Origin of the sequence: Williamsia sp. 1138 (assembly GCF_002095435.2) — a bacterium.
Classification (GTDB): domain Bacteria; phylum Actinomycetota; class Actinomycetes; order Mycobacteriales; family Mycobacteriaceae; genus Williamsia.
This window is the reverse complement of record NZ_MJEJ02000038.1, coordinates 22258-44086: the sequence shown is the minus strand read 5'-3', so window position 1 is coordinate 44086 and position 21829 is coordinate 22258. Positions and strand designations below refer to the sequence as shown.

Genomic DNA, 21829 nt, shown 5'->3' with positions numbered 1-21829 from the left:
CTCCCACGGCACTGTCCTGCCGCGATCGGGGAGGTAGGAGGACTAGTATCCGTACACATGCAATCTGTCCGCGTCACCGCCACCTCGCGGGAATCGATCTGACATGCCCCGGCCATCAACACCGCTCATCAGCCGCGCCACTGTCGTGGAAGCCTCGCTGCAGATCATCGACGCCGACGGACTCGACGCCCTGAGCCTCCCCCGCATCGCAAAGCAACTCGGCGTGCGGGCGCCTTCGCTCTACCATCATTTCTCGGACAAGTCGGAGATACTGTCGGCTGTTGCTCGCCATATCGCCGGTGCTGATGTCGCCCGGCCTCGTCGAAAACCAGGCCCCAACTGGCCCGAGTATTTCGTCCAGCTCGGATTGAACTTCCGTCGCGCGATCCTGCGGCATCGTAATGCCGCGCCGTTGCTGCTGAACTACCTCCCCCGGGACGTCCTCACCGGAAGCTACGAGGAGGTGGCGCAGTTCCTCCTCGACTCCGGAGTCCCGATCGAGCTGCACGTGCAGATCTTGGACGGCATGGAGACCATCTCCATCGGCGCGGTGATGATGGAAGCCGTACGCAAGCAGAGCACCCGCTCGACGATCTTCACCAACGTCGACAAGCATTCCCAGCCGCTGCTGACCGAGGCACTGGCAGCCAACGAATACAACTCCAAGCAGCTTTTCGAAGAAATGATCCGCAGTTTTCTGCACGGCATCATGCGCGATCACGAGCTCGACATCGTCGAATCCGCATAGCCGGTACCACGCAACCAAAAGAGGCGGTACTCACCGACATAGGGTGAATACCGCCTCTTTGCGTGGAGGATCTCAGTCGGCCGCAGGCGCCGGCATATGAACGGTCTTGATCTCGAAGAACTCCTCGAGGCCCTCCACGCCGCCTTCCCGTCCGATACCCGACTGCTTGTAGCCACCGAACGGCAGGGTGAAGTCGATGATCGCCGCATTCACGCTGATGGTTCCGGTCCGGATCTTCTGTGCCACCTCGAATCCATGGTCGAGGTCGGTGGTGTACACCGCTCCGGAGAGTCCGTAGATCGAATCATTCGCGATCGCAATGGCATCGGCCTCGTCTTCGTAGGTGATGATCGAGATCACAGGGCCGAAGACCTCTTCCTGCGCCACCTTCATGTCGTTGCGGACACCGTCGATCAGTGTCGGCTCGATGAAGTACCCGTGATCGATGCCGGCCGGGCGACCCCCACCCAGGATCACGGTGGCGCCGTCTTCTTTCGCCGAGGCGATGTAGCTCTCCACCCGGTCGCGCTGACGTTCCATCGCGAGTGGTCCGAGAAAGTTGGTCTGCTCCCACGGATTGCCCATCGGGATGCCGCCGTAGGCCGCCCTGAGTGCGTCGACGAGCTCGTCGTGACGCTTGCTCGACACCAGCACTCGGGTGAGAGCGATACACGCCTGGCCGCTCTGCATGCACCCGCCCATCGGAAGTGACTGCAGCACATCATTGATATCGGCGTCGTCGAGAATGATCGCCGCTGATTTGCCGCCGAGCTCCAGTGAGACCTTGGCGACCCGTTCTGCGGCCAGAGCCATGATGCGTCGGCCGGCAAGGGTGCTGCCGGTGAACGTGATGTGGTCGACCTCGGGGTTGGTGACCAACGACTCGGACACCTCGCGATCGGCGCACAGGACGCTGATCACGCCGCGCGGAATCAATCCCTCGGCCGTGAGCTCACCGAGGATGTCGGCGAAGACCGAGGTCGACAACGGAGCCTCGGGCGCCGTCTTGAGAACCACGGAGCATCCTGCGGCAAGCGCGGGAGCGACTTTGAAGGCCACCGTGCCGATCGGGCCGTTCCACGGAATGATGGCAGCGACAACGCCGGTCGGCTCCTTGAGGATGCGGGAGACTCCCCCGTCGCCACGGGTCCGGTCCTCGCGTGTCTCGAAGTTCCGCGCTTCGGCGGCAACCGCGCGGAACAGGCCACCGACCATCTGCTGGGTCATGGTGCTGACCACAACAGGGATACCGACTTCGACCACCCCGATCGGGACGAGCTCCTCGGCGCGCGCCTCGAGGCGATCGGCGATCTTGTCGATGACATCTGCGCGCTCGGCCATCGACTTCGAAGCCCACTCGCCCGAATCGAACGAGGTACGGGCAGCATTCACCGCGAGAGCCACGTCTTCCTCTGTGGCCGTGCGAATTCTGGCCACGTTACGTTCTGTCCAGGGATCGACCAGGTCGATCCACTCGTCGCCGGTGGATTCCACCCACTCGCCACCGATGAAGACCTGCTCTCGGTCAGCGATCCCGGGCATGGAGTCGGTGGGGGTTTCGATGGTGGTCATGTTGCTCCTTCGATCAGCGGTTGTTGTAGCCGGCGTCGACGGGAAGGGTCACGCCGGTGACGTAGCGGGCCTCGTCGGAGACCAGGAAGACGATCGCGTTGCTGATGTCCACGGATTCGATGAGCTCGACAGGCATCGGATTCTTGTACGATTCGTCGTTCGCGACCTCGGGGTGTGCATTGACGAACGCGCCGTATTCGGCGTTGGCCACCATGGGGGTGTTGACGCCGGTCGGATGCACCGTGTTGACGCGAATGGAGTGCTTCGCCAATTGCTTCGAGTACAACCGCATGAGTCCCACCACGCCGTGCTTGGCGGCGGAATAGCCGGCCTGCCCGGGAAAAGTGTTCAGCCCGATACTGGTCAGGCCGGCGGCCGAGCTGGTGATGACGATGGACCCGCCCTCGCCACGCTCGATGAGTCCGGGCACGGTGACCTCGAGGACATGCCAGACACCGGTCAGCATGACGTCGATCGAGTCATGCCACGCCTGCGGCTTCTCGCCGTCTCCGATGACGGGCATGATGCCGGCGTTGGGCAGGACGATGTCGACCTTGCCGAATTGTTCGATGCCCGCGTCGTACGCGCGGCGCACGTCGGCGATGTCGCGCACGTCGCCGACCGACGTGACGATCGAACCACCCGCCTCTTTCACGAGCCGTTCGGTTTCTGCCAGATCGTCGGTCGTTGCCATCGAGTAGAAGACCGTCGGGATCTGATCGCAGATGTCCATCGCGATGATCGACGCGCCCTCCTCCGCCAGCCTGATGGCGTGCGACCGGCCTTGCCCTCGGGCAGCACCGGTGATGAAGGCGACCTTGCCCTCGAGTCGTGTCATGGGGAATCCTCTTTCGCTGGCTTAGGCGCCTGTCGCCACCGGCGGTCCACGCTCGTCATCGTGGCCGCCTCCTTCGATGGTAAACCTATTGCCTGTCGGTTTACGACCGATTCGCCGAAAAAGTTCTCACCTTGTCGCCGTAGCCGTTCTCCGCATGTGGCCCTTGACTTCTGCCGCAGATGCGCCGAGCGGTCAGGACCTCGGTGTCGTCGACGTGATGTCGACGGACACCTGCAGAACGCCGCTGTCGATGAGGTCATCGATGGCACCGTCATCGAGCCCGAGCACCTCAGCACAGATCTGTCTGCTCTGCTGACCGGCAAGCGGCGCCTGCCGCATCGGCGGATCGGGTATGTGGCGAAATTTTGCCACCCGAGTGGCCGCCGGTAATCCCGAGGGCAACAGGTCGTGGTCCAGCCGGCGGTAGGCGTCTCGCGCCACCAGCTGAGGGTCCTCCAGCAGCTCCGGAAGTCGTCGCATCACACCTGCCGGGATGCCCGCGGACTGCAACTGCGTCATCGCTTCTGCAGGCGATCGCGCTGACATCCACTGTCCGAGAGCATCATCGATCCGGAGCCTGTTCTCCACTCTGCCGGCAACCGAATCGAGGGCGTTGTCCTCCGCGAGATCGGCCAGACCGGCCACCTCGCACAACCGGACCCACTGCAGGTCTTCGGTCACCGAGACCACACACCACTCATCATCCCCGGCACACGCGTACACACCGGACGGGGCCGCGTAAGGGTCGCTGTTGCCCGGCACGCCCGCCCTGCCCGGGATCAGCGCCTGCGTCACCAGTTGAACGCCCAGTTGCATAAGAGCAGTGTCCGCCTGAGCGACCTCGATGGCTCGGCCGCGACCCGACGTGGTGCGTTCGATCAAAGTCGCCAGCACCGCCACGGCGGACACCTGCGCGGCAATGTGATCGGGGTAGACGGTCGAACCGTCACAGAGAAGTTCGGCGTTGTCGGGATAACGCCACAACGCGGACACCCCGCACGAAGCGCGCACCAGCGGTCCGTACCCGAGCCGGGTCCGCCAGGGTCCCGAGCTACCGAACGCGCTGCCTTCGGCAACCACAATGCGCGGATTGATGGCCGCCAGCTCGTCATACGACAGACCCATCGAGTTCAACGTCCCGGGCTTGAAGTTGGCCAGCACCACGTCGGCTTGCGCCGCAAGTTCTTTGAACAGCGCGAGCCCATCCTGGTTGCGCAGGTCCAGTCCGATACTGCGCTTGTTACGGTGCCCCCACGCGACCGACGCCGCGAGTGCGGAACCACGCTTGGACTGCCGCAATCCGTCCGGAAAATTCGCGTTCTCGACCTTGATGACGTCCGCACCCTGGTCCGCGAACTGGCGACTGAGTTCGGCACCGAACACGATCACACCGAGGTCGAGAACCCGCAGTCCGGCCAGCGGCGGCGCCGAGCGATCCGTCGACACAGTCGATTCGACCCGCAGGCCCGGCACCGGCGGCAGGGCACGATTGTGCTCGCCCACCAGTGGTGCGCGACGGACGAACCCGGCCCGACGCCCGTCGATGCCGACGTAGCCCGACGGAATCCTGGTCCGTACCCCCGGAGCGATCTCGGCATCGACCAGCGATCCGGCCTCCGCGAAGTGTTCGGTGGCCAGCACCTCGGCCAGGGTGTGGACCCCTCCGACCGGAACACCCCTACGCGCCCCCTCGGACACGAGTTCGGCCTGCGTGTGGGCCGCGAACAGCTCGGCGATGAGCGGGTCGAGCCGGTCTGCCGCGGCGAATCTGGCCGGGATGGTGTCGTATTTGGGGTCCGCGAACTCTGCTGGTTCTCCCAGCCACTCGAACATCCCGCGCCACTGTCGTTTTGCGAGAAGGCAGATGCGTACGTGCCCGTCGGCGCAGGGGAAGACGGGGTAGAAGTTCGCGGCATCGGGACGGCCTCGGGGATAGTCTTCCGACCGTCCGGCGGCCGCCGAACCCTGAGTTCCAAAGCCCGGATCGAAACCGTGTACGACGACCTCGTACGCCGAGATGTCCACCAGGTCGCCGGCGCCGGTCTCCAGACCCCGGTAGTACGCCAGCAGTGCCGACCACGCAGCATGGACGCCGACGGCACCCTCGACGAGCCCGGTGGGCGGCAACAGCGGAACCTCACCCGGCGCGCCCGATCGAGACAACACCCCGCCGAGTGCGTAGAGCACTGGTTCTGTCGCAATCCACTCACGGTACGGCCCGGTCTGCCCGAACCCGGTGACAGAGACGTACACCAGAGCGGGATTGAGGGCTCGGAGATCATCGGGGCCCAGGCCCAGATCGGCCATCGTGCCAGGCGCAGCCGATTCGAGCAGGATGTCGGCGTCGATGACCAGGTCACGGAGCTGATCACGATCGGCAACCGCCGCCAGATCAAGAGTGATCCCGAGCTTCCCCGCGTTGCGCAGCGCAAACGGGATGCTGACGCCGTCGATCACGGGACCCGCACGGCGCGAGCGGGAACCACGCGGAGGTTCGACACGGATGACCTCGGCCCCGAGGTCGGCCAGGTAGCGTCCACACGATTCACCGAGTCCCTCGACGAGGTCGAGCACCCTGATTCCCGACAATGGCAGATCCTTGCCGTTGGTCATGTCAGCGATCCTTGAAGTACACCGACTTGGACCGGAAGTAGGGAGCCAGCCCCTCGGGCCCCAACTCCCTTCCCAGACCGGAGGATTTGACCCCGCCGAACGGGGCGGCCAATTCGAGTGCGTAATGGTTGACGCCCACTGTGCCGGTCTCGACACGGGCAGCCAACTCGTAACCGTGCGCTTCATCCGAGGTCCAGATGGTGCCGCCCAGGCCGTATTCGGAGTCGTTGGCGATCGCAACGGCATCATCTTCGGTCTCGTACGGGGTGATGGTCAGCACCGGACCGAAGATCTCCTCCTGCGCGATGGTCGCCGAATTATCCACGTCCACGAACACAGTCGGCTCGACAAACCAACCCTGCGGTTGGTCTGCGGGTACTCCGCCGCCCACCGAGATCCGGTAACCGGCCGCGCGTCCGGCCTCGACATATCCGAGGACACGTTCGCGCTGTGCCGCACTCACCAGCGGTCCGACATCGGTGTTCCTCTCGAGTGGATCGCCAACACGCAAGGCGCGAACGGTTTCGGTGACCGCGTCCACGACCTCGTCATACCTGCTGCGTGGCGCCAGGATTCGCGTGCTCGCGTGGCACGTCTGCCCGTTGTTCACCAACGAGACCTCGGCCAGCCCGGCTGCGAACTCGGCCAGGTCGGCATCCGCGGCGACGATGGCGGCAGACTTCCCACCGAGTTCCAGCGTCACCGGACGCAACAACCGGCCGCACGTCTCCCCGATCGCTCGGCCCGCCGCTGTCGATCCCGTGAAGGCAACTTTGTTAACGCCCGGATGCGCGACCAGATGAGCACCATCATCGCGCCCGGCGGGAACGACGTTCAACACACCCGGCGGCAATCCGGCCTCTTCCGCGGCATCGGCAAAGATGTAGGCGTCCAACGACGTCTCTGGCGCGGGCTTGAGCACCACCGTGCAACCAGCGGCCAGCGCGGGAGCGATCTTCATCATCGCCAACGGCTGCGGATAGTTCCACGGGGTGATCGCCGCGACGACGCCGACCGGCTCCCGCCGAACGACGGTCCGGTCACCGAACAGGCCTACCCGGGTCTCTTCGACGTCGGTTCCTCTGATCAGCCCCGCGTAGTAGTCGAGCATCGCCGCCGGGCTGTACCCGTTGGCACCGATCGACAACGAGATCGGCATGCCGTTCTCGCGACTGACCAGTGCGGCCGTGGCCTTCGCCCGCGACTTCAGTGCTCCGGCGAAACCCTCGAGCACGTCGGCCCTTTCGCCGTTGCTCAGCGTGGCCCACGGCCCCTGCAGCGCCGTCCGCGCGGCGCCGACGGCTGCGTCGATGTCGGCGGCCCCGCCGAGCGCGACCGTGCCGAGCACTTTCTCGGTGGCCGCCTCGACGACATCGGTGCGGACCCTGTGTACGGGCTGCACCCACCGGCCGCCGATGAACAGGTGATTGCGGTCGAGACTGTTGCTACTCAATGTGTCTTCCGTTCGGGTGTGCGAGGGAGATGGCGTTGCTTCGGCGATCGGAGTCAGAGGACGTCGCGGTGCGCGAACAGGGTCGAGGAGACCAGCGGCGCCATCGGGCCCCCGATGAAGAGTGAGGTCTGCGCACCCGCGACCTGATTGGTGGACGTTCCACGAATCTGCCGGACCGCCTCGACTGCCAGGCCCATCCCGTTCACGAACGAATCGGCGATGTTGCCTCCGCTGGTGTTCACCGGCAGCTTCCCGATGCCCGCCGTCAGGTTGTCGACAGTCAGCACGTCCCCGGCCGCGGGTCCACTCGGCACCAGGCCGTGGTCGATCAGCGCCGCTACGGCGGGTCCGCTGAAGTTCTCGTAAACCTGGACGACATCAACGTCTTCGGGACCCAATCGCGCGCTCTGCCATAGCCTGTCGGCAACCCCTGGCCGACCGCCTGCGCCGGCGAAGCCTGCCGAGACATACTGGTCGTCGTTGTCGATGATCGATGAATAGCCACCGGGCGCGCCCTGCGCACCGGCGAGCAGGTACGCCGCGTCGGGACGAATCGATGCCGCACGCTCAGCCGACACCACCAACAGCGCCACGGCACCGTCGCTCTCTCGCGAGCAGTCGAAGAGGTGAAAGGGTTCGGCGATCAGCCGGGAGGACTCGTAGGTCTCCACGTCGAGTGGCGCTCCGTACCCCTGCGCTGTCGGGTTCTGCTGGGCGTGGCGGTATGCGGCCAACACCAAGGCCCGCAGGGCTTCTGGCGGGACGCCGTCATGCTCGAGCAGTCGCTGTGTCCGTAGGGCGCAGATCTGGGCCGGTGAACCGACGCCGTGCGCAAGGTAGTGCGACCCGTAGAAGTACTTGGCGTATCCGAGTCGGCCCGTGTCCGCCTGGGACATGGCCCGGTAGACCACCACGCAGTCGGCCTGACCGGTTGCGATTGCCACCGAGGCGTTGTTCAGGGCTGCCGCGACACCGCCGCCACCTCCGCCCCACATCATGTTCGACCACTTCACGTCATCGACCATGAGTGCGCCACCGAGCATCGCGCCGTCCTGGCCTCCCCCGGCGTACGACACGAAACCGTCGACTTCCCGGGGCGAGATCCCCGCGTCCGCGCATGCACCGACGATGGCCTCGAGGGTCATGCGGAACTCACCGTGTGGTGATTGTCCGCGCTTGTAGTGCATTTCAGACATTCCGACCACCGCGGCGGCGCCGCGCAGTTCAATCGCGCTCATACAGCTGCCCCCACATTCGCCCGACGCCAGCGCAACAGCGGCCAGGTCGAGCCCTCATCGCGAACGAATTCGCCGGATACGGTGTCGCCGATACGGACGTTTTGCATCTCGTCTCCGAGCAGGATGCCCAGAACTCGACGGTTCCCGGCCCCTGGCAGTTCGACGAGCACCGTGATGTACGGCGTTTGGTCGGCCAGTTCGGTGATGAACGGGTACCAGCTGCGACTCCAGCTGTAGACCGTGCCCACCGGGTCGACTTCCTCCCACAGCGGGTCGAACGTATGGCACGTTCCGCACAGCCATTGCGGCCCCCAAATCCACTGTGCGCACGCCCCGCAGCGCTGCAACAGCAGCTTGCCTTCCCGCAAGCCATCCCAATACGGCTGATCGAGGCCGTCTGCCGATGGCCCCCAGGGTTCGTCACTCATCGCCGGAGACTCCCGTCACGGCGAAGTTGGCCAGGCCCGCGGCCTTCCAGACACCATCGTGGAGCTCCCAGGTCGACCGCAGACCGATCGTGCCTTCGTCGGCCGTCACGTAGACCGCCTCTCCGATCCGGAGGTCACCCTCGGCCCGAGCGTCCACGACCTCGTACGAGAGCACACGTCCACGGGGTACCTGCACACCGTCGAACACAGCGGGGATGTTCGCCTGCACCATGTCCGCCAACGCAGCCTTCGTGTCACCTGCCGCAACACTCTGGACATGCTTCTCGTACAGCACCTTGAACTCTGGCACGCTCACCTCTTCACTCCTTCGCACCCGCCCCGCGGATCGATTGCCGTTCCGATAACCTTATGCCTGTAGATTAAATGGGTCAACGCCTCACCGGGGTCCGCATGTTCTGAGTACAGTGCGGTAACGCCACAACCTGTACGAAAGGAGCACCGATGAGCACCGAGTCGTCCGAGGCGGTACTGGTCGAGTCCCGAGATCATGTCCGGATCATCACGATCAATCGCCCGCAGGCACGCAACGCGATCAATCGGGAAGTCACCGATCTCCTCGGGAATGCGCTACATGACGCCGACAACGACAGCAACATTCGTGCCATCGTGTTGACCGGCGCCGGAACGGCAGCCTTCTGCGCAGGCGCCGACCTCAAGGCGCTCGCCGCCGGAGAACGAATAGATGCAACCGATCGCGACGCCCGGCGATGGGGCTTTGCCGGCGTCGTCGAACATCCGGTCAGTACGCCGATCATCGCTGCGGTCAACGGGTTTGCGTTGGGTGGAGGTACAGAGCTGGTCCTCGCTGCAGATCTTGCCATCGCAGTCGACACCGCCCGGTTCGGCCTCCCCGAGGTCAAGCGGGGGATCTACGCGGCCGCAGGCGGTGCATTTCGACTCGCCGGCCAGATACCCCCCAAGCTCGCGATGGAGTACCTGCTGACCGGAAAGTCGATGGACGCCGCACGCGCGGCGGAGCTCGGCCTGATCAACCGGGTGGTGGCGGCGGACGAGCTGCTCTCCGCTGCGACGACGCTGGCAGAACAGATCGCTGCCAACGCCCCCGTTGCCGTTCAGGCGACCAAGCGCCTCGCCCGCGGAATCATCGACGGCGACATCCCGGATGAGCGTGCGGCCTGGGACGCCAACAAGGCCGAGGCCCGAACGGTGTTCAGCAGCTCCGACGCGGCCGAAGGGCCGCGCGCCTTCGCCGAAAAGCGCGACCCGGTCTGGTCAGGGAGATGACGCCGACAACCGCACTCAGGGCCGAAGTGAGGGAAGGACAAACGTTCTGATGAGCTTGCGATGCGCAGGGTCGTCGGCACGAGCGAAATCGAGTCGGCCGACCAGGATGAACTGCAGCAGAGCGAACCACTCGTTGATCTCGTCGATACTCACGTCGGTCCGCACGTCACCTCGCTCCTGAGCGGCGAGCAGAATGGGCTCCCACATCTCCCGCGTGAGCTTGGCCGCGAGGTCGGAGCTCCCGACCAGGGCCGTGGCCAACTCCATCCGCTCCGGGCTGACCAGGATGCGCACGATCGGATCGCGTCGGCCGTTGTCGATGAGGAAGATCAGCCCTTCGACGATGACGTCGTCGAAGGTCGGCTGGCTCTGCACGAACTCCCGGGCGCGAGCGAACAGGAGCCGCGAGCGCATCTCGATCAGTGCCGAGATCAGCGAATCGCGGTCCTTGAAGTACCGGTACACCGTCGGTCGGGAGACGCCCGATTCGCGGGCGATGTCGTCCATCGTCGTCTTGTTGATCCCGTAGCGGAGAAATACCGATTGGGCCGCCATGAGGATTTGCGACCGGGCCTCATCGATGTCAGCGGACAAGACGATTCCGGTCTTGCGGCGAGCCATGTCGCTCCTGTCTTTCGCTGCGGGCGTTCGCACCGCTCCAATACACCTGTCAGAATTCGTCCATCATCTCACGAGGGTCCGCGACAGCTGGTCGGTCGGATTTCCGGCACCTCACCAGCCGGCGGACACGCAAACGGCGAGACCGGACAGGGCCTCGCCGTTTGCTGAATCTCCTCAGGGCCCCCCGCGAGGGGCTCAGATCACCTGATCTTGTCGAAACGCGTGTTCACGTCGCTGTACTCCTTGCGGATTGCGAGTTTCGCAAGCTTGCCGCTGGGAAGCCGCGGTAGCGGATTGTCTCTGATCACGACGTACCGCGGCACCTTGTAATCCGACACCAGGGTGTTGCAGTGTTCGATGATCGCCGCTTCGTCCACGTCTCCGGTGACGCTGACGATGGCCGCCGGGGTCTCACCGAAACGTTCGTCCGGCGCCGCGATCACCGCGACTTCTTCGACTCCGTCGATCTGCGAGATGACCCGCTCGAGTTCGACGGGAGATATGTTGATGCCGCCAGAGATGATGAGATCTTTGAGCCTGTCCACGAACTGCACCCGACCTTCGGAATCCCGGGTACCGAGGTCACCGCTGTGTAGCCAACCGTCCCTGATGGCCTCCGCCGTGGTCTCCTCGTCCTGCCAGTAACCTGGGGTCACCAGGGGCCCACGAACGACGATCTCACCCTGCTCGTCTGCATCGGCGAGCGTCCCATCGGGTCGCATCACCGTCACCTCGGTGAAGATGTTCCCGGTACCGCATCGATCCGGGTAGTCCATCGCCTCGTCACGCAGCGTCGCAGTGGCGACGCCGCCGGCTTCGGTCATCCCGTAGATCTGCCGTAGGAGTACACCCTTGTCGGCCCATCGCTTGAGCAACGGCGTGGGCACCGCCGCTCCACCCACGATCGCCGTCCTCAGCGAGCTCAGATCTGCGTCCGCGAACTCGGGCGCGCGAGAGATTGCCTCGAAGATCAGCGGCACCCCGAAGATCGCCTTGACCGAGTGCTTTTCGATGAGCTGGACCGCCCGCGCCGGGTTGAGTTCCTTCTCCACCACCAGAGTCCCGCCGAGGACGGTGGTGATGAGCAGTCCGTAGACCAGGCCCGGGGTGAACGCCAGCGGCAGCACCAGCAGCGTGGTGGTCTGCGGCCGGAATCCTTCGTCGGTCAGGGTGTTCTCCAGCACGATGTTCAGCAAGGTGCGGTTGGTGAGAATGACGCCTTTGGACGTACCCGTCGACCCGCTCGTGAACAGAATCGTCGTCGGCTCGTCCTCGGGTAGGTCCACCCGGAAGTCATCATGGTCGCCTGTGCGCAGCTCGGCGAGTCCGCCGAATCCAACGATGTCGTACGGCTTCCCCAGCGAGCCGGCGGCGGATGCCTCCGTATGCAAGTCTTCGGCCGCAACCACTTTGGTGATTCCCGCGTCGTCGGCGACCTTACGCAACTCCGCTGGCTTGAGTCGGCTGTTGAGTGGGACCAGCACCGCACCGGACTTGAGAATGCCCAATGCCATTGCAGGCCACTGCAGTGAATTGGCTCCCAGAAGCCCGACCCGGTCACCGGGTGCGACACCCTGGTCGACCAGCGAGCGCGCGATCCGGCTGGTCCAGCCCGCGAGCTCGCGGTACGTCACCGACTCGTCGTCGACGATGATCGCGCTCCGATCACTTTCCGCGCGCGACCACCAGTGCAGAGCCGATCCGATTGTGGCGGCCATGTGTTCTCCTCAGGGTTGTGCATCGGCGACGCGGACGCAGAGTGCGTAATCGAATTCGGCCGACACGGATCGGGGGTCCGGAACCGGAAGCGCCCGAATTTAACTACAGTCAATAGTTTATAAAGTGGTCCAGATCACTGTCAAGGCGCGAGTCAGGCTTTGGTGAACAGCCCGATTGCCGGGTCAGACACGGCCGGCAGCGGCAAACAAATCACGCTGGATGATCTCCTTCATGATCTCGTTCGTGCCGCCATAGATGCGTTGAATCCGCGCATCGACGAACGCCTTGGCGACCGGATATTCCTTCATGTAGCCGTATCCGCCGTGCAGTTGCACACCGGCGTCGATGACGTCCCACTGCAACTCCGTGGCCGCGAGCTTCGCTTTTGCCGCATCGACGACACTCAGGTCACCTCGGTTGTGTTGGCGCACTGCCCGATCGAGGAACGCTCGCGACAGATCGATTCTGGTCGCCAGATCGGCGAGAACAAAGCCGGTGTTCTGGAACTGCGAGATCTTCTTCCCGAACGCGGACCTCTCGGAGACGTAGTCGACCGTCCACTTCAGTACCGCCTCGGCCGACATCTGCGCGGCCAGTCCGATCCCCAAGCGTTCGAGCGGAAGGCTGTCCATCAGGTGCCCGAATCCCCCACCTATCTGTCCGAGGACGTTACGAGCCGGCACACAGACGTCCTCGAAGATCAGCTCGGCGGTGTCCTGGGCAGCAAGCCCCACCTTGTCGAGTTGCCTGCCGCGGCTGAAGCCCTCCATCCCTTCCTCGACCACCAGCAATGTGAACCCACGCGAACCCGCATCAGGGTCGGTGCGGGCCACGACTATCACCAGGTCGGCGAGTATTCCGCTCGTGATGAAGGTTTTCGTTCCGTTCAGAAGCCAACCGTCATCGCGCTTGATCGCGGAGGTGGTGATACCCCGGAGGTCGCTTCCGGTACCGGGTTCACTCATGGCGATCGCACCGATCGATTCGCCCGAGGCGAAGCCCGGCAACCAGCGCTCGCGCTGCTCCTCGTCGGCCAGGCGCAGCAAGTAGTTGAGCACGATGTCGTCGTTGGTTGAGAACCCCGATTGCAGTGAGGCCGCTCCCACCCGCGCGAGTTCCTCGATCACCACCACCCGGAATCGGTAGTCCTGCTCGTCCGCGCCACCGAACTGTTCGGGTATCGACAGTCCGAGGAGCCCGAGCTTGCCTGCCGCACGCCACGTGTCGCGATCGATCAGCCGTTGTTCATCCCAGCGCTCCAGATTGGGCACCACCTCGCAGTCGACGAATCCCCGCACTGTTTCGCGGTACGCCTCGTGGTCGGCTTCGAACAGATCGGACTGCATCATTCTCCTTGCGATGAAACTGAAATGAGTTGTCTCAGACTGCGGGCTGCGGCCTGGAGGTTGTGGGTTCAGAGACCGAAGCGGACGTCGGTTCGATCGTGCTGGAAGCGGGTCAGCCGGCACGCATTGACCAGGGCGGCGTTTTCGGAGTCGACATAGACGATGACGCCTTCGAGTCCGGCCTCGGCTGCCTGGGTGAATGCCGACGTCAGCAGAGCCCTGGTCAAAGCCGGTTCATCGTTGGCGGGGTCTCGCGAGAGATACTCCACGACACCGCATTTACCGAACTCGTCCGACACCACCGGGTTCGTGTTCAACGTCAGTGCGCCGACCACGTGGCCGCCATCGTCCTCGGCGATCAACACTGTCTTGTGATCGTGGTTCAGGTCGCGTACCAACCCTGGGCAGGGCACGGCCGTTTCCGCCGCGCGTTCGACGAAGGCAGCCAAGGATCCCGCGCGGTCTCCATCGGCACCGACGGCGCTCACCCGCGAGAGAGGAAGGGATTGATCGACGGGTTCCTCGACCGGACGAATCAGCTTCCACACCCGCTGGATCCGGGGAATGAGGTGCCGGTCCGAGAGCCGGCCCGCAGCTGGGTGGTTGCCCTGTGCCCACGCGCGTAACGAACGCGCACCGCTCCCGAGCCAGCCGCCCTCGACCCCGACATCGAGACCGGCCTGTTCCACGAAGAGTGTGACGATGCCCAGAGAGCGCAGTTCCGGTGCGACCACCAGTTGGACATCGCCGACGCCGTGGTGATCGATGACCATCCGCAGCACGCCGGCGAGGCACTCGGGCTCTTCGTCCTCGCCTGCCCGCACTTGTCGTGCCAGCATACGAATCAGTAGCAGCCGCCGGTTGGGATCCCTTTGCGCAAGATCGTGTTCGACGTCAGCGAAGTCGATTCCAGAGAACTCGGGCTCGGCGTCGTATCCGGAGGCGGACTCGAGCAGATTGCGCACCTCGGCGGCTTCGGAGTCGCTGAGTTCGGTCTGCCACTGGTATCTGATCATCTCCGCACACCTTCGGATCTCGGAGCGTTCATCACGTCGCAGAGGCGCCGTCGGCGATCAGCTTCTTGATCTCGCGTCGGAAGACCTGATTGGCCACCTCGTTCCGGCCCAGCATCATCTTGCCCGCACTGGCGCTGCCCATGCCTTTCTGGGATTGCCGCAACAACGGGAAGTCCTCTTGGTGCAGAACGGCCAGCAGGATGTCCCAGTTCTTGTTCCACCGCTTGTTCCAGTGCTCTTCGGTGAAACCACTCACCTCGACCTTGGGCACCATCAGGCGCTGTTCCATCACCGACCGACCCGGATCTGTCGGATGCGGCCGGAAAGTCAAGAGCTGAAAGTGATCCGGCTGCCGCAGCAGGGTGCTGTTGGGAAGCAGGAAGTGCGTCTCGGTGACGTACTTGTCGAGCAACTCGTCGCCGGGATCCTCTTCGAGCCAACGGTCGATGGTTTTACGGGGTGCGATGAAGCGGCAGTGCCTGCCGAAGTCCTCGAAGGCCATCACGTTCGTGTGGATGATCTTTCCCGCGGTGTTGGGATGGGCGTACTGGATGTGATAGCCGTCCAGGAAGGCATCCTGCATGATCTTCCAGTTGACGGGTTCGTCGAATCCCGCCGATCGGAACGACACCAGCTCGTCGAGTTCGTAACCCGCCAGGATCTCGTCCATCTCCGCACCGAGCCAGGCCGCCACGTCGATCTCCGCGTCGGCGTTGTCGACGATCCAGACGAAGCCGTGACGCTCCTCCGTGGGCAGCTCGATCAGTCCGTGCTCCGACCGATCGACCTCACCGAAGGTCGAATCCCTGGTGATCGCCCGAAGAGATCCGTCAGGGTCGTACGACCACCGGTGGTAGGCGCACGAAAAGATGCGGCAGCGCCCCTTCTCCTGCTCCTCGAGCAGCGCACCACGATGGCGGCACAGATTGACGAAAGTGCGGACACTGCCATCCTTCTGCCGGACCACCAGGATGTTGTTCCGCGGCATCTGCAAGGTCATGAAGTCGCCGGCCTTCACCAACTCCGACGAATGGGCGACGATGGACGGAACCCGCCCGAAGACCTGGTCACGCTCCTGCTTGGCGAGGTGTGGATCGGTGAACTCGTCGGGCGCAAAGTCGACGATGTCGTCGAACTTGTCGGTCGTCTCGTTGCGCAACAACTCCAGAGCCCGACGGATGCGGTCCTGGCGCGGTAGTGAAGTGGTCATGTGATCCTCCCGATCGCAGGGGTGCAGCGAGTGCAGCAGCACGCGCCGGCTGGGCTGACGAACTTTAAATCTACAGCCTTTAGTTTAAGCGGACAAGTCTCCGGACGGTCCGACTACGAACTCGGTGTGAACGTGATCGGCAATCGAACACACCCGCGGACCTGGCTCGCGTGCAGGATCGGCGGGTCACCGTCCACCAGTCGATAGTCCGGGATTCTCCGGTGCAACTCCTCGAGTGCGAGTTTGAGCTCGATGCGGGCGAGATGCGATCCGATGCAACGGTGTGGCCCACCTCCGAACGACAGATGCCGATTCGGGTGCCGCTGGATGTCCAGTTCGGTCGGGCTGTCGAACTCCTCGGAGTCCCGATTCGCGCCACACAGCATCAGGATGACCTGATCCCCCTCGGCAATATTGACTCCGCCAAGCGTCGTGTCCTTCGTGGCACGCCGCCCCGGGATGACCGCAGCCTCGATCCGAAGAATCTCCTCGACCGCTGAAGGGATCAGTGAGGAATCAGCGATGATCTCCTGGCGTTGCTCAGGATTGTTGACAAGGTGAATGATGCTCCACGCCAACGACCCCTGCACCGTGTGCAGACCGCCGATGAGCAGCAAGAAGAACATCCGGGTCAGCTCTTCGTCGGTGAGCAGCCGCGGACCGGCCTCGAGATTCACCTCGGTGTGGACAAGCGTCGACGTGATGTCGTCGCTGGGGTTCTCCCGGCGCTCGGTGACCATCTTCTGGAAGTATCCCAGCATCTCCATGCCCGCGAGTGCCCGTGCCTGATTCGACTCCTCTTCAGTTCCACCAGGCTTGCCCAGCAACATGACGTTGGTGGCCTCGGTGAAGACCTCCGCATCCTCGAGCGGCCAGTTCATGAGGGCGAGGAAGACTCGAGTCGGCAGCTCGTGAGCGAATTCGCCGATGAACTCGGCCTCACCTCTGGACTCGAACTTGTCGATCAGTTCGTTGACCACGACGCGGATGCTCTCTTCGAGCTCCTTCATCCGGCCGGGGCTGAACAGGGGCTGCATGGCCTGTCGATACCCGGTGTGATCAGGCGGATCGATCTCGACCGGGATGAACTTACCGAAAGACTCATCGGTGACGAGGTTGTTGGGATAGCTCGAGAAGGTCTCCGGGTCGCGGAGCACTTCTTGAATCTCCCGGTACTGCGTCACGATCCAGTGGCCGCCGTGGGCTGTCGAGTACACGACAGGACCTTTGCTTGCCAACTCAGCGACTTGAGCCTGCACGGTATCGACGGGCGCAGCGATGGACTGGTCGTAGATGTCGAAGTCGACGACCAGATCGGCCGGCGCTTGTTCAACTGTTGTCATGTGTTCCTCATTGTCGGTGCAGGGGTGTGGCCGTGCTTCGCGGCACGAGTTCGAGCGCCCGCTCGGGGCACACCGCGACGGCATCGCGGGCGGGGTCGATGGTGTCCGGACCAATGTTCGGATCCGGGATCACCGGATAGCCTTCGTCGTCACAGTCGATGAGCTCCGGCCTTGTGCCGTAACACATTCCGTGACCTGCGCACGCCGTTCGATCGACCTCGAGGGTGAACGCCCCATCGTCGGCTGGCATCGGCGTCCTAGTTCTCCACGGGTTCTGGCCGCAGATCCTCGTCGAACCACATGCCGACCCGGGCGAGGGTCCCGCCATCGGTTGCGGGCAGAACCACACCCGACATGTACGCGGAATCGTCTGAGATCAGGAACAATGCGGCTTTGGCATTGTCGACCAGTGATGGCGGACGGTTGAGCCGCAGCGAGATGGGCGATACCACGGGATCCCAAGGGCCCGAGACCTCTTCGTAGGACTGGCCCACCACCGGCGCACCGGCGTCCATCAGGAAGTTGGGCGACATCCCGTGGGTCGGCGCGATCGCGTTGACCCGGATACCGTACTTTCCGAGATCGAGACTGAGGCCACGCACCAGAGCATTGACGCCGGCTTTGGTAGCCGAGTACATCGAGATGCTGTGATAGGCCAACAGCGACGCAGCGGACGAGGTCGCCAGAATGGTTCCACCACCATTGGCCCGCAACGCCGGGACCGCAGCCTGCGCCGTGTAGATGACACCGCTGAGGTTCACGCCACACACTGCGTGCCAGTCGTCTTCGGTGAGGTCCTGGAACTCGACTTGCTCACCACCGGCAACCGAGGGAACACCGCCACGCGAAACGATGCCGGCATTGGCCCACGCGACGTCCAGCTTTCCGAAGTGCTCGACCGTCTTGTCGACAGCAGCGACGATCTGGCTCTTCTGCGCCACGTCCGCGGTTAGCGCGATGGCGTCGCCGCCCTGCTGCTCAACCAGCTTCGCGGTGTGTTCGGCCCGCTCTGCGTCGATGTCGACAACCGCGATCTTCGCCCCTTCGGATGCGAACAGTTGTGACGCCTGCCGACCGAGTCCGGATCCGGCTCCGGTGATGAGTACGACCTTGCCTTCGAGCTTCATGATGTGTTTCCTCCGTCATTGGGACGGGCCCACGACGACGCGGGCCAGGTCTTCGAAACTTCTGGCGCCGAGGGGCGTGTGGTCTGCGCCAGTACTGTCCGCGATGAGTGGCCTAGGTCACTTTTGGCTGACATCAAGAAACCTTACTCCCATAGGTTTGAGACGTCAATCACGATTTGTCATGTGCTCGACTCTGCTTATATGGCCTGTTCAAGGCCCTCCAAACGCTTCCATCCCGTCCGCTGATTGCGATTCCTCCCGACTTGGTCGAACATCGAGACATATTTCGTTCTACGTAACGTAGCGCGGCGCGCCAGCGCTGCGGCGGCCATAGCCGCCGGCAGAAGTAAACTCATGACGTTAGTTTTTCGGATGGCAAGCGCAGGCCATCCCCCGTCACACGACCTCGGAGGTAGACCGATGGCCCTCGACCCCACCACCCCGGTGCTGATCGGCTACGGACAGGTGAATCAGCGCGATGACGCCTCACCGCTGCTCGACCCGGTCGACCTCATCGCAGCAGCGGCGCGTGCAGGCGCCTCCGACTCCGTGCTGCGATCCGTCGACTCCATCCGACTCGTCCGGATGCTGTCATGGCGCTATCGCGACCCCGGTCTGCTTCTCGGCCACCGACTGGGTGCCTCACCCACGACCACCGAGTACATCGGCGACGGCGGCAACGGGCCTCAGACCCTCCTCAATCGCGCCTGCATGGACATCTCCGCAGGCAAGACGAACGTGGTGTTGATCGGCGGCGCCGAGACCTGGCGAACCAGGATGCGCCTGAAGAAGCAGGGCCTGCGGCCGGATTGGACACAGCAACCGGACGATCTGCCCAAGGCGCAGAACACCGTTGGTACGGTGCCCATGAACGGTCCCGCCGAGGAGCAGAGCGGTCTCGATCGGCCGGCGCACGTGTATCCCCTGTTCGAACAGGCGATCAGGCTCTCCTCGGGCCGCACCCGAGCCGAACATTCCCGGGCGATCGCCGAGCTGTGGTCGACGTTCAACGCGGTCGCCGTCGACAACGACCACGCCTGGGTCCGCACTCCCTTCACCGCCGAGGAGATCGCGACGCCGTCCCCCGCCAATCGACTCATCTGCGATCCGTACACGAAGCTGATGAATTCGAACAACTCCGTCGAGCAGGCTGCCGCCCTGGTGCTCACGTCGGTCGCGACGGCGCGATCACTCGGTGTGCCACAGGAAGACTGGATCTTCCCTGTTGCAGGCACCGATGCTCACGACACGTACGCGATCAGTGAGCGCCGGCGGCTGGACCAGTCGCCGGCGATCCGGATCGCGGGACGAGCGGTGCTGAAGTTGGCCGGGCTGGGCATCGACGACGTCGATCTGGTCGATGTCTACTCGTGTTTTCCGTCTGCCGTCCAGATCGCGGCCGCCGAGTTGGGCCTGCCGCTGAACGAATCGGATCGTCCCTTGACCGTCACCGGCGGGCTCAGCTTCGCAGGCGGGCCCTGGAACAACTACGTCTCACACTCCATCGCGACGATGGCAGAACGTCTCCGTGAGAATCCTGGGACCAGCGGTTTGGTGACCGCAAACGGCGGCTACCTGACCAAGCACGCCTTCGGGATCTACAGCACTGAACCACCAGCACACGGATTCCGTTGGGCGGAGACTCAATCCGAGGTCGATCGACTGCCGACCGTGGTCGCCGACCACACATGGACCGGCAGTGCCGCGATCGAATCCTGGACCGTCGCCTATGACCGCGAGGGCTCTCCGAAGACCGGCTTGGTGGCGGTGCGGACTCCAGCGGGCGCCCGGACCCTTGCCGCGATCGTCGATCCAGACCAGGTCCGGCACATGCTCGACTCCGAACCCGCAGGCACGAGCGTCACAGTGGGTGAGGGCAGAGTGGCGACGATCGGTTGAGGCACTCAGTGCCATAAACCTATCGTCGTGAGTCACGTAAAACCAGTTCAAGCCAATTTCTTCGAAACCCTAGATTGTTTAAAACTAATGGCTGTAGGCTTCGCTCTCGTCACATGGTGACGTAAACCACTCCGGACATCATCGTCCGAAGATCAGGAGCGAAGAACATGCGTATCAGATCCGGTTCCCTCGTCATCGCGGCCAGTGCCAGCTTGGTCCTGGCGCTGGCCGCCTGCGGAGACGACAGCTCGAGCGACGATCAGACATCGTCCAACCAATCCTTTACCGGCGACCCGGTCACGGTGATGACCATCGCCCCTGTCGACACCGCCGCCATCAATCAGCCGGAGATCCACGACGCAGCGAAAGCTGCTGCGGCATCGATCAACAACGCCGGCGGTCTGAACGGCCATGAAGTCAAGGTCATCAATTGCAACGACGGCAATGACACGAACAAGGCAGCCGAGTGTGCACGCCAGGCCGTCTCCGAGAATGTTGTCGCGGTACTGGGTGGTTTCACCACCAACGGCGCCACCATCAACCCGATCCTCGATCAAGCCGGTATCCCCTGGATCGGCGCTCCTGGATTCTCGCCGAATGAACTGGCGGACAAGAACTCCTTCCCCCTGCTGTCCGGCGCCCCCACGTTCGCCGGCATCGCAGCCAAAGCGGTGAAGGACGGCTGCACGTCCGTCGCCACCGTCCTGTACGACACACCGACCACAGGCAAGGCCGTCGATCTGATCAATCTCGGCCTGACCGCGGCGGGTGGTCAGCCGGCGACCAACATCAAGGTCCCCACGACAACCACCGACTTCGGCAGTGTCGCGAAGTCTGCAGGTGAGGCCGACTGCGCCATCATCGGACTACCCAACGATCAGACCGTCGCCGTCGCCAAAGCGGGCGAGAGCGTCGGTGTCGACACCCGGTACTACATCCTGTCGGGAGGCCTGAACGACACGGTACTCTCCCAGGCGGGCAAAGCATTCGAGGGCGCGGGCTCGGCGAGCAACTTCGTGGTCGCCAGCAACCCGGTCTGGGACGAAGCAAAGGCATCCACTGACGATGTCGACTGGACCGGTCCGTACAACCAGGACACCTGGGCTTCCTATCGAGTGTTCGCGGACGTGATGGCAGGACAACCCGACATCACAGCAGCAACGGTCACCGCAGCGATGAACGGCGCCAAAGACATCGACGCCGGCGGACTCATGGCACCGGTCGACTTCACCACCGAGTTCGCTGTTCCGGGCCTGAACCGGGTCTTCAACCGCAACGTCGTCTACATCACGGCCGACGGTGGAGAGGTCGTCCAAGAAGGCGGCTTCGAAGACCTGGGTCCGTTCTTCGGCCAGTAGTACTTCCCGCGGTGCGGCCCTGCCTCCGATCTCG

The 21829-nt window shown here is 63.8% G+C and carries 19 protein-coding genes; 4 read left to right on the top strand and 15 right to left on the bottom strand.

What is annotated here, in order from left to right; translation table 11 throughout:
* The first annotated feature begins 103 nt into the window (after positions 1-103).
* Positions 104-748, top strand: a complete 645-nt coding sequence (locus BH683_RS09945) for a TetR family transcriptional regulator (RefSeq protein WP_084836103.1) — start codon at positions 104-106, stop codon at positions 746-748.
* 72 nt (positions 749-820) lie between these two features.
* Here BH683_RS09945 and BH683_RS09940 read toward each other — a convergent pair whose 3' ends face one another.
* The 7 genes from BH683_RS09940 to BH683_RS09910 all read right to left on the bottom strand — a co-directional run bounded on the left by BH683_RS09940 (position 821) and on the right by BH683_RS09910 (position 9206).
* The gene (locus BH683_RS09940; protein WP_084836102.1) at positions 821-2320 is read right to left on the bottom strand and encodes an aldehyde dehydrogenase; all 1500 of its coding nucleotides are present in this window, start codon (positions 2318-2320) and stop codon (positions 821-823) included.
* Positions 2321-2333: 13 nt separating this feature from the next.
* Positions 2334-3158, bottom strand: a complete 825-nt coding sequence (locus BH683_RS09935) for a mycofactocin-coupled SDR family oxidoreductase (RefSeq protein ID WP_084836101.1) — start codon at positions 3156-3158, stop codon at positions 2334-2336.
* A gap of 192 nt (positions 3159-3350) precedes the next feature.
* Positions 3351-5771 carry a CoA transferase gene (locus BH683_RS09930; RefSeq protein WP_084836100.1) on the bottom strand — a complete coding sequence of 807 codons (2421 nt, stop codon included), beginning with the start codon at positions 5769-5771 and terminating at the stop codon, positions 3351-3353.
* Position 5772: 1 nt separating this feature from the next.
* Positions 5773-7224: an aldehyde dehydrogenase gene (locus BH683_RS09925; RefSeq protein ID WP_084836099.1), complete on the bottom strand. Its 1452-nt coding sequence runs from the start codon at positions 7222-7224 to the stop codon at positions 5773-5775.
* Positions 7225-7277: 53 nt separating this feature from the next.
* Positions 7278-8462, bottom strand: coding sequence for a transporter (locus BH683_RS09920; protein WP_084836098.1), 1185 nt, complete (start codon positions 8460-8462; stop codon positions 7278-7280).
* Entirely contained in the window at positions 8459-8890 is a 432-nt protein-coding gene (locus BH683_RS09915) for a zinc ribbon domain-containing protein (RefSeq protein WP_084836097.1), read from the bottom strand. Before BH683_RS09915 ends, BH683_RS09920 begins: the two co-directional genes overlap by 4 nt.
* Positions 8883-9206 carry a hypothetical protein gene (locus BH683_RS09910; protein WP_084836096.1) on the bottom strand — a complete coding sequence of 108 codons (324 nt, stop codon included), beginning with the start codon at positions 9204-9206 and terminating at the stop codon, positions 8883-8885. The genes BH683_RS09915 and BH683_RS09910 overlap by 8 nt, the downstream gene beginning before the upstream one ends.
* Before the next feature lie 146 nt (positions 9207-9352).
* Between BH683_RS09910 and BH683_RS09905 the strand changes: the two genes are divergently transcribed.
* The gene (locus BH683_RS09905) at positions 9353-10156 is read left to right on the top strand and encodes a crotonase/enoyl-CoA hydratase family protein (protein ID WP_084836095.1); all 804 of its coding nucleotides are present in this window, start codon (positions 9353-9355) and stop codon (positions 10154-10156) included.
* Positions 10157-10171: 15 nt separating this feature from the next.
* Here the strand turns inward: BH683_RS09905 and BH683_RS09900 are convergent, their stop codons facing one another.
* The 8 genes from BH683_RS09900 to BH683_RS09865 all read right to left on the bottom strand — a co-directional run bounded on the left by BH683_RS09900 (position 10172) and on the right by BH683_RS09865 (position 18538).
* On the bottom strand, positions 10172-10777 hold the full coding sequence (locus BH683_RS09900) for a TetR/AcrR family transcriptional regulator (RefSeq protein WP_084836094.1): 606 nt from the start codon (positions 10775-10777) through the stop codon (positions 10172-10174).
* A 200-nt stretch (positions 10778-10977) separates the two neighbouring features.
* Entirely contained in the window at positions 10978-12495 is a 1518-nt protein-coding gene (locus BH683_RS09895) for an AMP-binding protein (RefSeq protein ID WP_084836093.1), read from the bottom strand.
* Positions 12496-12678: 183 nt separating this feature from the next.
* Positions 12679-13842, bottom strand: coding sequence for an acyl-CoA dehydrogenase family protein (locus BH683_RS09890; RefSeq protein WP_084836186.1), 1164 nt, complete (start codon positions 13840-13842; stop codon positions 12679-12681).
* A gap of 68 nt (positions 13843-13910) precedes the next feature.
* Positions 13911-14858: a hypothetical protein gene (locus BH683_RS09885; RefSeq protein ID WP_084836092.1), complete on the bottom strand. Its 948-nt coding sequence runs from the start codon at positions 14856-14858 to the stop codon at positions 13911-13913.
* Positions 14859-14889: 31 nt separating this feature from the next.
* Positions 14890-16068 (bottom strand): SRPBCC family protein, encoded by a 1179-nt coding sequence (locus BH683_RS09880; protein ID WP_084836185.1) that lies wholly within the window; start codon positions 16066-16068, stop codon positions 14890-14892.
* Between the two features lie 113 nt (positions 16069-16181).
* Positions 16182-17411 (bottom strand): cytochrome P450, encoded by a 1230-nt coding sequence (locus BH683_RS09875; protein ID WP_084836091.1) that lies wholly within the window; start codon positions 17409-17411, stop codon positions 16182-16184.
* Between the two features lie 7 nt (positions 17412-17418).
* Positions 17419-17661, bottom strand: a complete 243-nt coding sequence (locus tag BH683_RS09870; protein WP_084836090.1) for a ferredoxin — start codon at positions 17659-17661, stop codon at positions 17419-17421.
* 7 nt (positions 17662-17668) lie between these two features.
* Positions 17669-18538: an SDR family NAD(P)-dependent oxidoreductase gene (locus BH683_RS09865; RefSeq protein ID WP_084836089.1), complete on the bottom strand. Its 870-nt coding sequence runs from the start codon at positions 18536-18538 to the stop codon at positions 17669-17671.
* A gap of 420 nt (positions 18539-18958) precedes the next feature.
* Here BH683_RS09865 and BH683_RS09860 point away from each other — a divergent pair, with 420 nt between their 5' ends.
* Together BH683_RS09860 and BH683_RS09855 are read left to right on the top strand one after the other, a co-directional pair.
* Positions 18959-20437 (top strand): acetyl-CoA acetyltransferase, encoded by a 1479-nt coding sequence (locus BH683_RS09860; protein ID WP_084836088.1) that lies wholly within the window; start codon positions 18959-18961, stop codon positions 20435-20437.
* Between the two features lie 167 nt (positions 20438-20604).
* Positions 20605-21795, top strand: coding sequence for an ABC transporter substrate-binding protein (locus BH683_RS09855; RefSeq protein ID WP_084836087.1), 1191 nt, complete (start codon positions 20605-20607; stop codon positions 21793-21795).
* The last annotated feature ends 34 nt before the right edge of the window (positions 21796-21829 follow it).

Bases quoted from the DNA above. Each gene is read 5' to 3' on its own strand.
- BH683_RS09945 (WP_084836103.1), top strand. From the start codon at position 104: ATGCCCCGGCCATCAACACCGCTCATCAGCCGCGCCACTGTCGTGGAA.
- BH683_RS09940 (WP_084836102.1), bottom strand. From the start codon at position 2,320: ATGACCACCATCGAAACCCCCACCGACTCCATGCCCGGGATCGCTGAC.
- BH683_RS09935 (WP_084836101.1), bottom strand. From the start codon at position 3,158: ATGACACGACTCGAGGGCAAGGTCGCCTTCATCACCGGTGCTGCCCGA.
- BH683_RS09930 (WP_084836100.1), bottom strand. From the start codon at position 5,771: ATGACCAACGGCAAGGATCTGCCATTGTCGGGAATCAGGGTGCTCGAC.
- BH683_RS09920 (WP_084836098.1), bottom strand. From the start codon at position 8,462: ATGAGCGCGATTGAACTGCGCGGCGCCGCCGCGGTGGTCGGAATGTCT.
- BH683_RS09915 (WP_084836097.1), bottom strand. From the start codon at position 8,890: ATGAGTGACGAACCCTGGGGGCCATCGGCAGACGGCCTCGATCAGCCG.
- BH683_RS09905 (WP_084836095.1), top strand. From the start codon at position 9,353: ATGAGCACCGAGTCGTCCGAGGCGGTACTGGTCGAGTCCCGAGATCAT.
- BH683_RS09900 (WP_084836094.1), bottom strand. From the start codon at position 10,777: ATGGCTCGCCGCAAGACCGGAATCGTCTTGTCCGCTGACATCGATGAG.
- BH683_RS09895 (WP_084836093.1), bottom strand. From the start codon at position 12,495: ATGGCCGCCACAATCGGATCGGCTCTGCACTGGTGGTCGCGCGCGGAA.
- BH683_RS09890 (WP_084836186.1), bottom strand. From the start codon at position 13,842: ATGCAGTCCGATCTGTTCGAAGCCGACCACGAGGCGTACCGCGAAACA.
- BH683_RS09885 (WP_084836092.1), bottom strand. From the start codon at position 14,858: ATGATCAGATACCAGTGGCAGACCGAACTCAGCGACTCCGAAGCCGCC.
- BH683_RS09880 (WP_084836185.1), bottom strand. From the start codon at position 16,068: ATGACCACTTCACTACCGCGCCAGGACCGCATCCGTCGGGCTCTGGAG.
- BH683_RS09875 (WP_084836091.1), bottom strand. From the start codon at position 17,411: ATGACAACAGTTGAACAAGCGCCGGCCGATCTGGTCGTCGACTTCGAC.
- BH683_RS09870 (WP_084836090.1), bottom strand. From the start codon at position 17,661: ATGCCAGCCGACGATGGGGCGTTCACCCTCGAGGTCGATCGAACGGCG.
- BH683_RS09865 (WP_084836089.1), bottom strand. From the start codon at position 18,538: ATGAAGCTCGAAGGCAAGGTCGTACTCATCACCGGAGCCGGATCCGGA.
- BH683_RS09860 (WP_084836088.1), top strand. From the start codon at position 18,959: ATGGCCCTCGACCCCACCACCCCGGTGCTGATCGGCTACGGACAGGTG.
- BH683_RS09855 (WP_084836087.1), top strand. From the start codon at position 20,605: ATGCGTATCAGATCCGGTTCCCTCGTCATCGCGGCCAGTGCCAGCTTG.